The sequence below is a fragment of the Lactobacillus sp. UMNPBX4 genome (assembly GCF_002554115.1).
In the GTDB taxonomy this organism is placed as follows: domain Bacteria; phylum Bacillota; class Bacilli; order Lactobacillales; family Lactobacillaceae; genus Lactobacillus; species Lactobacillus gallinarum.
In genome coordinates this window covers 1-15,459 of record NZ_PCZF01000021.1, presented here as the reverse complement: position 1 = coordinate 15,459, position 15,459 = coordinate 1, and the positions used below count along the sequence as shown (strand labels likewise).

Genomic DNA, 15,459 nt, shown 5'->3' with positions numbered 1-15,459 from the left:
ACCATTGCTTATTCAAGGACGCTCCGCGCGCGGTACCACCTTGATTGCAACAGTGTTTGTTACCTCTTGATATTCTTAATTAATACAACTTAAAGGAGCATCTGTTAAAGCGAATTAAGCCCTCTCACCAATTGGCTCTCTCTTTGAAATTCAACTTTAATAGACATATCTTAAGCTGAAAATAATTGTACTACAAAATCCTCGTCTGTCAACGTCCTTGTTCACGCTTGCGTTTTCTTAAACGCTTAGCTTTTCTAATCTCATGACGTTGTTCAAGCTTACGCTTTTGACGATTATCTTCTTGAATTGCTCGCTTAATCTTCTTCTTGTAGCCAGGCTTACGCTTTCTCTTTTCTTTTTTAACGTAACCAACTAACTTAGTATCAAGCTTGCGATTCTTACCTTGACGGTTCTCACGACTGCGGTAATGCTTACGTGGTACTAATTCACCATTCTTAAGTTCAACAAAGTCAAAATGAACGCCCATCTTTTCCAAATCTTCGATTCGATTCATTTCTTCTTCACGAATTAAAGTAATCGCATGACCTGATAAACCATTACGGCCGGTACGACCAATCCGGTGAATTACAAATTCGATATCACGTGGTATTTCATAGTTAATAACTAAACTTACCCCATCGATATCAAGACCACGTGCTGCTAAGTCAGAAGCAACAACATATTGAAATTGTCCTTGCTCAACTTGACGCAAAGTCCGCTTTCTTTCTCGCTCAGTTACCCCACCATGAATCTTAGCTACCTTTAAGCCTTGATCTTGCAAGTATCTAGTTAATTCATCAACAGTTTGTTTTGTATTTGCAAAAACCAAAGCCAAGTATGGTTGACCCATAGTCAATAACTTGTACAAAATGCTCTTACGGTTCTTTGAACCAATATCAAGCAAATCATTCTTAATTGTAGGTGCAATGACACTTGGATTATCGATCACGATTTGATCTGGGTGAGCCATGTACTTACGCAAGAAGTTAGATAGCTTAACTGGAATAGTAGCTGAAAAAGCTGCAATTTGTACATCCTTAGGCATCTTGCTTGCTACTTGATCAATATCGGCCAAAAAGCCCATGTCAAGAGTCATATCAGCTTCGTCGATGACAAAAGTCTTAACTTGATCAACAATGAATACCTTTTTTTGTACAAAGTCAAGGAGTCGTCCAGGAGTGGCAATTACCAACTGTGGCGTATTATTTTGATACTTTTCTAACTGACGTTCACGGTCAGTACCACCAGCAAGGTGAGCGATAGAAAAATGCATCCCTGCCGCATCTCTTAATTGACGTGCCACTTGGTAAAGCTGATCAGCCAATTCACGACTAGGCAAAGTCACAATTGCTTGCACATAGTGAGCATCTTCATCAATTTCATTAAAGATAGGCACCAAATAAGCATGTGTCTTGCCTGACCCAGTTGCAGCTTGCACTACAACACTCAAATCAGAAAGCATTGCCGGAATAACTTTTTCCTGCACCTTAGTTGGCTTTTCAAAATGGATCTTCTTTAACCCCTCTTGAATAGCTGGTTTAATTCTGGAATCTGTGAAAATATTATTCATGATCTTCTTTATACTTCTTAGTTACTTCAACAACTTCGGCAAAGACTTGCTTTACTTCGTCCATGTCCTTAGCATTGGCACCACTTGCTAATGCGTGGCCACCACCATCATGCTTAGCAGCTAATTCATTGATTACTGGACCCTTTGAACGGTAGTGCACACGGAAAGTGCCATCTGGCTTTTCAACAAATACGTTCCAAGCCAAAACATCCTTGATTCGACCTGGAGTTGAAACTGCAACATTAGCTTGATCATCAGTCAAACCTAACTTCTTCAAATCATCTTGCATCAAGATAGTGTAAGCAGCACCAACTGGATCGATTTCCATCTTGTCCATTGCTAATGCTTGAAGCTTAGCTTCATCAAAGGTTACATCGGCAATGTTTCTAGCGATTTCAGTAATATCAATACCAGTTGAAGCAAGTTGAGCTGCTACTTTAAAGGTATGTTCTGAAGTTTCTGGATACATAAAACGACCAGTATCGCCAACAATACCTGCGTAAAGTGGGTAAGCGACTTCTGGAGTAATCTTAAAGCCTTCTTCATTTAAGAAGTCAACGATGATTTGACAAGCTGCTGGAGCATCAGGATCAACATAACTCATATCAGCGTATGGATCTACATCTGGGTGGTGGTCGATCTTAATTAAAAAGTCACCCTTGTCGTAAAGCTTGTTTGAAATTCTTGGGGTATTAGCAGTATCAGTAGTAATTACCAATGCACCTTCGTAATCAGTTGCTTTAACTTGGTCCATATGATTAATCCAAGCTAAATCGCCTTCGTCATTTTCACCAGCACATAAAACGCGCTTGTCAGGGAATTTTTCCATAATTGCACGTGCAAGACCAGCTTGTGAACCAATTGCATCTGGGTCAGGACTAGTGTGACGGTGCAAAATAATAGTTGGATATTGTAAGATTTTTTCGTAAATGTCATCAAAACTACTCATTATTTTTCCTCATCTTCTAAAAATTATCTGTATCTAGTTTACCAGAAAAAGGACTTCTTTTAGTAATCGAATAAATTGATTGCTTGATATTCATCCTGCTTAAAATCAGTAACAGTTACCCCGATTAACCGAATACCTTTTTCCAAAAAGTTACTGGTTTTATCAAACAAATCACGGGCGCTGTCATAGAAATCATACTGGCTATTTGACGGTTTCGTCAATTTTCTGCGCTTAGTCACAGTATCAAAATCATTATCTCTAACTTTTATTACTACAGTTTGGGCAAAAAAGTTACGCTTTTTTAGTTCTTCTTCTAAATGTTTACAATAATGCCGAATGTGCGTCAACGCCTCATCACGTGTATAAATAGCCGGCTCATAAGTGCGTTCCATACCAATCGATTTACGATTTGCATCTGAATCCGCAATGACCGGGCGCAAATCAATCCCATGTGCATGCTGCGCTAAGAAGTAGCCCATCTTTTTGAACTTTTTAATTAAAACAAAATCATCAACCTGCTGCAAATCCGCACCTGTATAAATCCCCATCTCATGTAACTGTTCTTGCGTTTTAGGACCTACGCCTGGGAAATTTTCAATTTTTTGCATCCCTAAAAATTGCTTAGCTTCATCAGGCAAAATAACGGTTCTGCCAAAGGGCTTGGCATATTCTGACCCCATTTTAGCCAAAAACTTATTATAAGAAACGCCAAAAGATGAATTCAGTCCAAGCTCTGTTCTAATCCGGCGTTGCAAGCTAATTGCTAATTGGACCGCGGATTTTTGTCCTAACTTATTATGGGTGACATCAAGATAAGCTTCATCTAAAGCAATTGATTCTACCTTATCTGTAATATTATGCATAAAATAATGAATCTCGGCTGACACGCTACGATATTTCTTAAAGTCAGGTCTAATAAAAACTAATTCTGACTTTGGAATCAACTTAACCGCCTTAATCGCAGGCATTGCCGAATGAACGCCGTACTTTCGAGCTATATAATTACAAGTTGCTACAACTCCATGCCCACCATTATTACGAGGATCTTGCCCGATAACTAGTGCCTTATTTTTTAATTCTGGATTTCTTTGAGTTTCAACTGAAGCGTAAAAAGCATCCATATCCAGATGTATAATCCGACGATGGATGTCGTTTTGCGGCAATAAATTTTGCTTATTCATAAATCCAATGTTCCGTTGGAGCCTCGAAGATATCGTTTGCTTCCTTTGGGCCCATTCTATATGGCAAATATTGAGCAATTTTGGCATTGCCTGCTTCATTTTCTTTTTGCCAATCAGCTTCAACAGAATCGATAAATTCCCAGTAACGTTTTAATTCGCTCCAATGGGTAAAGTTAGTTGAATCATTGACAAAAACATCATGTAAAAGCCGCTCATAGCCGTCTGGAACTTTTACCATTTCAGATTTTGAAAATTCATAGGTTAAATCTTCGCGTCTAATTCCTGGTTGATCGATCTTTTTACCATTAATGGTGATATAAATCTTGCTAGTAGGATCAATCTCAATCGTAATATTGTTGGAATGAGCTTGACCATAAGGATTATTGATATGCTTTAATACGATATCGATTCTATTCTTCTTTTCCTTAAATTCTTTACCGGTTCTAAAGTAAATCGGTACCCCAGCAATTGGGCCTTCCTTAAATTTAACTTTACCAGCTACAAAGGTCTCAGTAGTAGAATTTTCATCTACATTTGGTTCTTGTTTATAAGCAAAAGTAGTATCACTACCTAAATATTGACCGCGAACAAAATCTTTTTTCACTTCCTCTGGACTAGGAATGATCATGCCTTCAAGCAAATCTTGCTTAGCCTTGTGGACACTAGCAGAAGTTAAATCTTTAGGTTCTGGCATAGCAAGCAAAGTAATGATCTGGAAGATATGATTTTGAACCATATCACGCAAAGCACCGGAAGTATCATAGTATCCACCACGTGCTTCCACTCCCAATCGTTCTGCCAAAGTGACTTGAATATTTTTAATGTAATCAGCTGACCAAATATTTTTGATTAAAGGATTGGTAAAACGCATTGGCATAATGTTTTGAACCATTTCTTTGCCCAAATAGTGGTCAATTCTAAAGATATCATCTTCATTAAACGAAGCGGTAATTTCTTTATTTAATTTTTCGGCAGATGCCAAATCATGACCAAACGGCTTCTCTACTACGATTCGATTGAAGCCACTACCTGTTAAGCATTGGTCATTGATATGTGTAGCGATCGTGCCAAAGAATCTTGGAGCCATTGCCATGTAAAAGAGACGGTTGCCATGTGCGCAATAACGATCGTCTAATTCTTGAGCTAATTTTTTCAGTGTCTCATAGTGTTCAACATTTGTAACATCATGTGATTGATAGTAAAAATGGCTAGCAAAATGCTTTAAACTATTTTCATCAACCTCATCGTGAGTTTCATGAACAGCATCACTAACTTGTTCACGTAAATATTCGTGTGACCAAGGTCTACGAGCTGTTCCGATTACGGCAAAATTATCATGAATTAAGCCTTGTTGATACAAATTAAACAAAGCTGGGTAAAGCTTACGGTGAGCTAAATCACCACTACCACCAAAAATAATCATAACTACAGGAATATTTTTCATAATACTATCCTTTTCTTTAATTTGCTTTTTTAAATCATTTCTATTTTACAACAAGCTTTTTCATGGCAAAACAAAAAGCGTCTGAATTGACGCTTTTGCTATTATTAATTATTTGTCTTCTTTAGTTTCATCTGAAGAAGCATCAGTGCTCTTAGTATCTTCTTTAGCAGGTGCATCTTCAGTCTTATCTGCTGCAGGAGCATCATTTTCTTCAACTGGTGCTGCAGCAGGAATAACGCGGCGAACAGCCATTCTTTCGAAAGTTAAGTAAATACCGTCTGCATCTACTACGATAGTCTTGTCACTGTTGATCTTATCAACTTTAGCGTGCAAACCATCAACTAAAACAACGCCGTCACCCTTCTTCAACTTATCCATCATTTGCAATCTTTGTTGTTGTTGCTTCTTTTGCGGACGAATCATACCAAAGTAAGTAAAACCGATCAAAACGATGAACAAGATGATCATCATCATGTTGCTGCCACCAGCAGCGCCAGCATTTGCTAAAAATAAAGTATTCAAATCTTTCACCTCATAAAATTATTGTCTAGATATTATGTCTATTATACAGAAAATAATATTATTTATCACCTGGAACAGGAAAACCTAATTGCAAATATGCCTTGTCTGTCACCATTCGCCCACGTGGTGTAAGCAAAATAAATCCATGCTGCAACAAATAAGGCTCATAGAGTGATTCAATTGTTTCCATATCTTCACCTACATTAGCAGCCAAGGTTCTAATGCCAACAGGTCCACCATTGTAGCCTTCAATCATTGTCCGTAACAAACGACGGTCAGTCTGATCTAACCCCTCGTCATCCACTTGAAGCTGCTTCAATGCACCTTCAGTTGTAGCAAGAGAAATTGTCTTTTCACCTTTAACTTCCGCAAAATCACGAACACGTTTCAAAAGACGGTTAGCTACACGCGGCGTTCCTCGAGACCTTCGGGCTAATTCATGAGCCGCCTCAGGTGCAATTGAAGTATGGAAAACATCACTTGATCGTTGGACAATCTTTTCTAGTTCATCAATTGTGTAATACTGCATGTGTTCAACGATACCAAATCGATCTCGGAGTGGTGCAGATAATTGACCAGCCAAGGTTGTTGCCCCAATCAAAGTAAATGGTGGCAACGGCACGTGAACAGCATGTGTAGTCTGCCCTTCACCAATTACGATATCAATATAGTAGTCTTCCATTGCTGAATACAAAACTTCTTCAACAGGCTTAGCAAGACGATGAATTTCATCAATAAAAAGCACATCCCCTGGATCAAGATCTGAAAGTAGTGCTACTAAATCCCCCGCTTTTTCAATTGCAGGACCACTTGTACTCTTTAAATGCACGCCAAGTTCATTTGCAATTACAAAAGCTAAAGTTGTCTTACCTAAACCTGGTGGTCCATAAAGCAAGACATGATCTAAAGCCTCATCACGCTGTTTTGCGGCTTTAATATAAATGGACATTTCTTTTTTAACACGCTTTTGACCTAAATATTGATCCAAAGTTTGGGGTCTTAAAGACAATTCCATTTGTTCTTCTTCAGAATTTTCTACTTCACCTGAAGTTACTGCATCTTCATTTTCTGCCACCAGTTTCACTTCCTCACTTATATCAATATTTACTATTATAACAAGATCTACTTCTTAAGCAGTAATGCTAAACCTTTTTTAATGTATTGATCGGCTGTATCTGCATTAACTTCTTCAAGCTTAGGAGTAATGCGGTCGACTTCTTTTTGAGTATAACCTAAAGCAATTAATGCTAACAAAGCATCATTCAATGCTGGCGGGATATTTCCTTGTTCTTCATCTTGACGATCAAGTCGAGCAACATAATCGCCTAGCTTTCCCTTCAAATCAAGCACAATCTGAGACGCCGTCTTTTTGCCGACACCAGGAAAACGAGTTAAATATTTTACTTCTCCCTGTTCAATTGCTTCGGCTAAAGAGTTGGCATCTTCAGCTGCCATGATTGCTAAGGCACTCTTAGGACCAATCCCACTAACGCTTAAGAGTTTAAGAAAGAGCCCCTTATCATCTTCACTTTGAAAACCATAAAGAGTAATTCCTGTATCTCTTACAATTTGTTCAATAAAGATCTTAGCTTTATCTCCCTTTTGGTAAGCAAAAGGAGTTGGGCTATATACTTTATAACCTACGCCATTTACATCGACTACGATATAACTTGGTGTAATAACTGTAACTATTCCTTCAAAATATTCGTACATTTATTATTCATCCTTCTTGAACATTTTTCTTAACTCGTTCTGACTTATCCGCACTAAAATTAACTGACCATCTGCATCATGATAAGGATCGGACGTTTTACGCAGATCCGCAATAATTTGTGCACCTTCTGCAGCGGATAAATTGATTTTACCTTTAACACTGTGTTTAGCTTCTAAAGCCGCTACTCGTTTAAATAAATTTTGCGATTTACCCTTATCAAGATTTAAATAATTATCCAAAATTTCACGGATGGATTCTTCGACATGCTCATGAATCCATGTAGGGTACGAACGCACAATAAAACTATTCTGACCAAATTCATCTAAATAAATGCCTAGTTGCTTAATTTGATCAATTTTATCTTTAATTTGCAAAAAATCTAAATTGCCAAATTCCAACACAATCGGTGTCAGCAAACCTTGCTGCACTATTTTTTTAGAAGTAATAGTTTGATAGATTTGTTCAAATTGAAGACGGCGTCTGGCGGCCACTTGATCAATCAAATATAAGTCACCATCATTTTCAGCCAGTATATACGTATCCATTTTCCCAACATAAGCAAGGCGCGGCAAATTATTGGCTAAAGTTTCATCCCCCGTCGAAATAACTTCTTGATCTACTTTTTTATTGCTAAACGGCATCAATTTTTGTTGCAAAGCAACATTTTTATCCCAAGTTTTAGTGATGATATATTGATCATCCTCACGTGGAATATTGATATCCACATAGTTATGCGTAGTTTCTTTTTTAGGCTCCTCAGCTTTTTTAGCTTCTTGTTTTACTAAAAATTCTGGCTTCTCAGCTTCTTCATGAACTTCCGGCGTCTTACGCGTTGTATTGACAACGTCTTGATTGAGGTTGAACTCTAATTGATCAACTAAAGTCTCACGTTTATTTTCTAAATTGGCAAAGCCACTACTTTGTTCAGTTTTATCTAGCAAAGCATCGCTAATAGCACCAGTGATCAGACGACTAAGTTCTTTTTCTTTAGATAAACGTACCTCTTGCTTAGTAGGATGGACGTTCACATCTACTAATAATGGATCAACATGAATAGCGATCACGACAATAGGATAATGACGCGCCGTTAATTTTGAACCGTAGCCATCCATAATGGCATTATTCAATTGAAAATTCTTGATATAACGACCATTCAATAAGATCGAGATAAAGTTGCGCGTAGAACGAGTTAATTCTGGTTTGGACATTAATCCTGTAATCTTAAAATCACTGTCTTTTGCTTCAAAACTTTCCATTTTTTCAGCAATATGACGGCCATATACATTAGCGATCGTCTGTTTTAAATTGCCATTGCCAGTTGTTCTGAGTAAAACTTTACCCGTATTTGACAAGGTAAACGAAACTTGCGGATAACCTAAAGATAAACGGTTAATAATATCCACAATTTTCATAATTTCAGTCCGTGGACTACGTAAATACTTTAATCGCGCAGGCGTGTTAAAGAATAGGTCTCGAACTGTAATTTTAGTTCCTTTTTGTGACGCTGCATCTTCTTGGCCTTTTTTACTGCCGCCACTAAATTCTGCCTTAATCCCAATCGCATTTTCTGTGGCTGTCACAATTTCGACATGACTAACAGCGGAAATTGAAGCTAAAGCTTCACCACGAAATCCTAAAGTAGAAACCTTGAACAAATCATGCTCATTGTTAATCTTGCTTGTGGTATGCCTAGTAAATGCTAAATCTACTTGATCACGTGCAATTCCAGTTCCATTATCTTGGACTACAATTTGCTTTAATCCGGCATCAATAAAATCGACTCTAATTCTCGTTGCACCAGCATCAAGTGAATTTTCCACAAGTTCTTTAACTACACTAGCCGGACGCTCTATTACTTCACCCGCTGCAATCTGATTAGTTAAATTTTCAGATAGCTCGTGAATTTTAGCCATTACTTATCATCCTTCAAGTCCTTTTGCCAATCAGCTACCATTTGCATGATTTGCAATGGTGTCTTATCAGCTAAATAAAGATTAGAAATATCATCAAGCACATCTTGTTCCGCATCGGTCATCGGACTATTTTCACTGTCATTATCTTCAATTTCATCAGAATCCGTTGCTGGTTGGGCAAATAAATCAAGTTGCTGACTAACTGGTGCCAGTTCACTCCCCTGTGCTTCTAAGCGCTTCAATAATTTAGTTGCTTCACGTAAAACGGCACGTGGCAAGCCAGCAAGTTGTGCAACGTGGATACCATAACTTTGATCAGCAGGACCTGGCAAGATTTTATGTAAGAAAATCAACTTACCATTTTCTTCGGTCGCCCCAACGTGAATATTTTTTAAATGATCGAGTGTTTCATCAAGGCTGGTTAATTCATGATAGTGCGTAGCAAAAAGTGCCTTGGCACCAACTTTATCATGCAAGTATTTAACAATAGCACCCGCTAAGGCCATACCATCATAAGTAGCCGTACCACGTCCAATTTCGTCAAATAAAACTAGACTGCGCTTCGTAGCATATTGCAAAGCATCGTTTGCCTCGCTCATTTCCACCATGAAAGTACTTTGACCAGAAATCAAATCATCAGCTGCACCAATACGAGTAAAGATTTGATCAAAGATAGGTAAAGCTGCACTATCAGCAGGGACAAATGAACCAACTTGCGCCATAATGGCAATTAACGCCATCTGCCGCATATAAGTACTCTTACCTGACATGTTTGGTCCAGTAATCAAAAAGATATTTGTAGCAGAATCCATCTTCACATCATTAGGAATATATGAACCTGCAGTCATTACTTTTTCCACAACCGGGTGACGACCATTAACGACGTCAATGTCTTGACTATCAGTGTGGAAAGATGGGCGACAATAATTGTTTTGTTCAGCAACTGTAGCGAAGCCACAATAAACATCTAAGGCAGCTAATTGATTACCCAATTTTTGCAAAGCAGGAATATACTTCTTGACTTCATCACGCAATTGAACAAATAAATCATATTCAAGATCAGTTGAACGAGTCTGCGCCTCTAAAATTAAATTTTCATGCTCTTTCAACTCTGGAGTAATGTAGCGTTCTGCATTAGTTAAAGTTTGCTTACGAGTATAGCGATCAAGAGGCACCTTACTCTTGTTACCATTAGATACTTGAATATAGTAGCCAAAGACCTTATTGAAACCGACTTTCAAGTTGTCAATGCCTGTCTTTTGACGTTCATCAGTTTCCATTTGAACAAGCCACTTTTTACCATTGTTCATGGCATCCCGATAGCGATCGAGTTGTTTATCCACACCATCTCTAATTAATCCACCGTCTGTGGTTAAAAGTGGTGGATCTTTTACTAGAGTAGTAGAAATTAATTCAGCAACACCCTTTAAAGGATCAATTTTTTTGGCGAAATCTGTCAAAACATCACTGTCAGATTGATTAAGTGCATCAAGAATAACCGGCACTGCTTGCAAAGAACGCGACAATTGCAATAATTCACGGGCATTAACATTGCCAAAGGCAATTCGTCCTGTTAAACGTTCTAGGTCATATACACCTTTTAAGGCATCAATCACATTTTCTCGGGTAAAATAGCCATCAAGTAATGCTTGAACCATTTCTTCACGATGATTAATGATATCCACATTTAACAATGGACGAGCCAACCATTGCTTGAGTAGACGACCTCCCATGGCCGTATGAGTCTTGTCCAATACCCAGAAAAGTGATCCCATCTTTTTACCGGTCTTAGCTGAAGCCACTAATTCCAAATTGTTTTGCACAGTATGTGACATCTGCAAATACTGATTTACTTCATAGCTCTTAGCAATTTGTAAGTGAGCTAAGCTTCGCTTCTGCGTTGAAAGCAAGTAACCGACTAATTGACGTGTTGCCTCTTTTTCGGCTGCATTGGTCAAATTTTGTTCAACATAAGAAATTTCCGCATGCTCGCCTTCAATTGGTGTAGGTGCTGAAACCGTAATATTTACCTTGTGCATAAAGTCCTTGTTTTGTTCAGTTAATGGACCGTTATACACAACTTCTCTTGTTCTCAAAGACAAAAGTTCATTAGAAACTGCGGCAAAGCTCTTCAAATGAGTAGAATAAATTTCACCGGTGGATAAATCACTGTAAGCTAAACCGAAGCCACTTTTAGTAGTAACTACAGAAGTTAAATAATTAGAATCCTTGGCATCATTAGGTCCTTCATTCATCATAGTACCCGGAGTTACTAGTTGAATGATGCCTCGCTTCACCATGCCTTTAGCTTTTTTAGGATCTTCAAGTTGTTCACAAAGAGCTACTTTATACCCTTTTTCAACCAAAGTATTCACATAAGTATCCACAGCCATGTGCGGAACGCCAGCCATTGGAATAGGGTTCTTGGTCTTATTTGAGCGATGTGTCAAAGTTAATTCTAGAATCTGTGCCCCTTTAACCGCATCATCTTCAAACAATTCATAAAAATCTCCGACGCGATAAAAAAGAAAGGCGTCAGGATATTGCTTCTTTATTTCATAATATTGCTCCATCATAGGAGTTGTTTTCTCAGCCATTTACGTCCCTTTCCTATTTTCATCTAGAGTGAGTTACTGTTAAGTATTATACGCTATAAAGGAAGAGAAAAGAAAAACTTCGAAGCTGAACTTTTTTCAACTTCGAAGTTTTTAATATTTATTTGTTTTTTGAAATAGAGTGAGAGTGTTGCATTACAGCATTCTTTTAAGGAACTTGATTACTTCGTAATCAAGAATTGTATCTCTAAATGCTAAAGCATTAAGAGCTACAATTACATTCCCATTCCTGGTGCGCCTGCAGGGTTACCTGCTGGTTGTGCTGGCTTTGGTTCAGGAATTTCTGCAACAACAGCTTCAGTAGTAAGAAGAAGAGCAGCAATTGAAGCAGCGTTTTGTAAAGCGGTACGAGTTACCTTGGTTGGGTCGATAATACCAGCGTCAACCATGTTTTCCCACTTATCAGTAGCAGCATTATAACCAATTTCGTTTTCTTGGTGTTCAAGCTTGTCTAAGATTACTGAACCATCTTTACCAGCGTTTTCAGCAATTTGACGAACTGGTGCGCTCAAAGCTCTAAGAACAATGTTGATACCTGTTTGTTCATCAGTGGTTTCACCCTTAACTTCACGAACAGCCTTTTCAACATTTACTAAAGCTGTACCACCACCAGCAACGTAACCTTCGTCAACGGCAGCACGAGTTGAGTTCAAAGCGTCTTCAATTCTGTAACGACGTTCCTTAAGTTCAGTTTCAGTAGCAGCACCAACGTGGATAACAGCTACACCACCAGTAAGTTTTGCAAGACGTTCTTGTAACTTCTTCTTGTCGAAGTCTGAAGTTGAGTCTTCGATTTGCTTTCTGATAGTGTCAACACGTTCGTCAATAGCATCCTTTGAACCAGCACCGTCAACAATAGTAGTTGAGTCCTTGGTTACAGTGATACGACGAGCTTGACCTAATTGATCAAGCTTGGTGTCCTTAAGTTCAAGACCAAGATCTTCAGTAATAACAGTACCACCAGTTAATGCAGCGATATCTTGTAATTGTGCCTTACGACGGTCACCAAAGCCAGGAGCCTTAACAGCAACAACGTTGAAAGTACCACGAATCTTGTTCAAAACAAGAGTTGGAAGAGCTTCACCAGTTACGTCGTCAGCAATGATCAATAATGACTTACCTTGTTGAACGATTTCTTGAAGTAATGGCAAGATGTCTTGGATGTTTGAAATCTTCTTGTCAGTGATCAAGATGTAAGGATTATCAAGGTCTGCTTCCATCTTGTCGTTGTCAGTTACCATGTATTGTGATAAGTAACCACGATCAAATTGCATACCTTCAACTACTGAAAGTTCAGTATTAATACCACGTGAGTCTTCAATAGTGATAACACCATCGTGACCAACCTTTTCCATAGCGTCAGCAATCAAAGCACCGACTTCTTTAGAAGCTGATGAAACAGCAGCAACGTTAGCGATTTGGTCCTTTGATTCAACCTTGTGGCTGATCTTGTGAAGTTCATCAACAGCAGCCTTAGTAGCTTTTTCGATACCGCGACGAATGCCAACTGGGTTAGCACCAGCAGTAACGTTCTTCATACCTTCACGTACGATAGCTTGAGTTAAAACAGTAGCAGTAGTAGTACCGTCACCAGCGATGTCGTTAGTCTTTTGAGCTGCTTCAGCAACTAACTTAGCACCCATGTTTTCGTAGTGGTCTTTTAGTTCAATTGACTTAGCAATAGTAACACCATCGTTAGTGATGTCTGGGTTACCATAGCTTTGTTCCAAAACAACGTTTCTACCCTTAGGACCAATAGTAGTCTTAACAGTATCAGCTAACTTATCAACACCCTTTAAAAGTGAACGTCTTGCGTTTTCTGAGAATTTAATATCTTTTGCCATAGGTTATCTATGCTCCTTAATCTCGTATTTTAATTTCTAATAATTGCGTCAATTATTTTGCAATTGCTAAAATGTCTTTTTCGTGAAGTACTAAGTACTTTTCACCTTCGTATTCAACGTTGGTGCCAGAATATCTATCGTAGAGAACTACGTCACCTTTCTTAACTGACATAGGAATCTTTTCACCGTTTGATGCGTAAGCACCTTCACCTACGGCTACAACTTCACCTTCAGTTGGCTTCTTCTTAGCGTTAGATGCTAAAACAATACCACCAACAGTCTTTTCTTCTTCATCTTTAACTTTTACGATCACGCGATCACCGATTGGTTGTAACACGTTTAGTCCCCCTTATAATTAGTTTTCTTTTTTAAAATTTTGATATCTTTATCAGTGATTAGCACTCTTATTTCTTAAGTGCTAACTTACAAATATGATAATAACCTGTTTTATTAAAAAAAGCAAGAAAAAATTAGCACTTTTTATAAAAGAGTGCTAATTTTATTTTTATCTTATTTTTAATTAAAAACTACAGTTAGTAAACCTTCAATAATGCCAGAGGTTAATCCCATCGCATAATATTGCTTATATGCATCCCAAAAGCTATTACATTCCTCTTTATCTTTACCATCAACGAAATAATATTTACTATTTTTCTTATTTCTAATGGTTTTAGGCAAAGCATAAAAGATTGCCAAAAATGCCATCAAAACAAAAAGAATAATCGGAAAGAAATAGCCAATAATATTTTGAAAATTATATGCCATCCCTGCTGCAATTACGATTAGCAAGTAAATTACGGCAACCAGTGGATTGCAAATTAAACGTGGTGGCTTCACTTTCATGGATAATAAGATTGAAAAAAGCAGTGGCAAAATCAGAATAATTAATAAGGTCAGTGCATACACATTGTTAATATCTTTTACTTGGTTAGCAAAAGCATGATCTATCTTGCCCCAAAACATGCATAATAGACCAACTACCCAATAAACAGCGGTCATGATCCAAGTGATTTTTAGTGTTTCATTTTTCTTTTTTTTCATTCTCATCATCTCCCCTTTAATTAGCCAAAATTATAGCATGTTGTTAAGGTGTAACACTACTAATAATCAAAATTTAATCAACTCACATCTTTACTCTATTTCAGCATAAAAATCCAATTAGTTGGAATCTTTTGGTCAAATCAGCAAAAGAATTAAGTTAATTAGATTCTTGTTTTAAATAGACATACTAAAAAAGCCCGCAATTGCGAGCTTTTTTACTTGTTCGTCTCCTCTTTGCGAACTAGCTTTCGATATAATTATTTCCGCAGAAAGTTTTATGAGCGGTGGTTGTTTTACCTCCCGGAGGTGAGGTCTATGGTCAATAAACTAGAGAAGGGGTTCAACCATGTCGGTTTACGATTGCATTTCTTTGATGCTCTTGTTTGGGATGTTTGTGTTGGCTTTGCTGACCTACATCGATCATCACGACAAAAAATAAAACGCCGCTCAATTCAATAACTTTGGCAGGTTATTTGAGTAGACGTTCGTCAATCTTATAATTTTTAGCCACTGCTCTTAAAGCGGGCTGCAAAGGAGACCTTTGTGTCTCCTTTTTTCTTTACTTAAATTATAACATATTTCGTCCATTCACATATTAATTACACAAAAAGGTAAGTGTCAATGTTTTTGCGGTAGCCTTTAAACCATTAGTCTAACCTTAATTTC

At 37.9% G+C, this 15,459-nt stretch carries 13 protein-coding genes; 1 reads left to right on the top strand and 12 read right to left on the bottom strand.

The window, feature by feature from the left end; all coding sequences use genetic code 11:
- Window positions 1-208: 208 nt before the first annotated feature.
- The 12 genes from CP355_RS05490 to CP355_RS05435 form a co-directional block, all read right to left on the bottom strand.
- Window positions 209-1,570: a DEAD/DEAH box helicase gene (locus CP355_RS05490; protein WP_098044061.1), complete on the bottom strand. Its 1,362-nt coding sequence runs from the start codon at window positions 1,568-1,570 to the stop codon at window positions 209-211.
- Window positions 1,563-2,519, bottom strand: coding sequence for a bifunctional oligoribonuclease/PAP phosphatase NrnA (locus CP355_RS05485; RefSeq protein ID WP_087176010.1), 957 nt, complete (start codon window positions 2,517-2,519; stop codon window positions 1,563-1,565). Before CP355_RS05485 ends, CP355_RS05490 begins: the two co-directional genes overlap by 8 nt.
- Window positions 2,520-2,578: 59 nt before the next feature.
- Window positions 2,579-3,700, bottom strand: a complete 1,122-nt coding sequence (gene dinB / locus CP355_RS05480) for a DNA polymerase IV (protein ID WP_098044060.1) — start codon at window positions 3,698-3,700, stop codon at window positions 2,579-2,581.
- Window positions 3,693-5,144 carry a glucose-6-phosphate dehydrogenase gene (gene zwf, locus CP355_RS05475; protein ID WP_098036895.1) on the bottom strand — a complete coding sequence of 484 codons (1,452 nt, stop codon included), beginning with the start codon at window positions 5,142-5,144 and terminating at the stop codon, window positions 3,693-3,695. Before zwf ends, dinB begins: the two co-directional genes overlap by 8 nt.
- A gap of 108 nt (window positions 5,145-5,252) precedes the next feature.
- Entirely contained in the window at window positions 5,253-5,666 is a 414-nt protein-coding gene (gene yajC / locus CP355_RS05470; RefSeq protein ID WP_199161213.1) for a preprotein translocase subunit YajC, read from the bottom strand.
- A gap of 58 nt (window positions 5,667-5,724) precedes the next feature.
- Window positions 5,725-6,741, bottom strand: coding sequence for a Holliday junction branch migration DNA helicase RuvB (gene ruvB / locus CP355_RS05465; RefSeq protein WP_087176006.1), 1,017 nt, complete (start codon window positions 6,739-6,741; stop codon window positions 5,725-5,727).
- 47 nt (window positions 6,742-6,788) lie between these two features.
- Window positions 6,789-7,379, bottom strand: a complete 591-nt coding sequence (gene ruvA / locus CP355_RS05460; RefSeq protein ID WP_025005189.1) for a Holliday junction branch migration protein RuvA — start codon at window positions 7,377-7,379, stop codon at window positions 6,789-6,791.
- Window positions 7,380-7,382: 3 nt separating this feature from the next.
- On the bottom strand, window positions 7,383-9,293 hold the full coding sequence (gene mutL / locus CP355_RS05455) for a DNA mismatch repair endonuclease MutL (protein ID WP_098044058.1): 1,911 nt from the start codon (window positions 9,291-9,293) through the stop codon (window positions 7,383-7,385).
- Window positions 9,293-11,869 carry a DNA mismatch repair protein MutS gene (gene mutS / locus CP355_RS05450; RefSeq protein WP_098044071.1) on the bottom strand — a complete coding sequence of 859 codons (2,577 nt, stop codon included), beginning with the start codon at window positions 11,867-11,869 and terminating at the stop codon, window positions 9,293-9,295. The genes mutL and mutS overlap by 1 nt, the downstream gene beginning before the upstream one ends.
- 254 nt (window positions 11,870-12,123) lie before the next feature.
- A complete protein-coding gene (gene groL / locus CP355_RS05445; protein ID WP_098044057.1) occupies window positions 12,124-13,752 on the bottom strand; it encodes a chaperonin GroEL in 1,629 nt (542 codons plus the stop codon).
- Window positions 13,753-13,804: 52 nt separating this feature from the next.
- A complete protein-coding gene (gene groES, locus CP355_RS05440) occupies window positions 13,805-14,089 on the bottom strand; it encodes a co-chaperone GroES (RefSeq protein ID WP_003627770.1) in 285 nt (94 codons plus the stop codon).
- Window positions 14,090-14,268: 179 nt separating this feature from the next.
- Window positions 14,269-14,802, bottom strand: coding sequence for a hypothetical protein (locus tag CP355_RS05435; RefSeq protein WP_098044056.1), 534 nt, complete (start codon window positions 14,800-14,802; stop codon window positions 14,269-14,271).
- Between the two features lie 337 nt (window positions 14,803-15,139).
- Between CP355_RS05435 and CP355_RS05430 the strand changes: the two genes are divergently transcribed.
- On the top strand, window positions 15,140-15,232 hold the full coding sequence (locus CP355_RS05430) for a putative holin-like toxin (RefSeq protein ID WP_023061469.1): 93 nt from the start codon (window positions 15,140-15,142) through the stop codon (window positions 15,230-15,232).
- Window positions 15,233-15,459 lie beyond the last annotated feature (227 nt).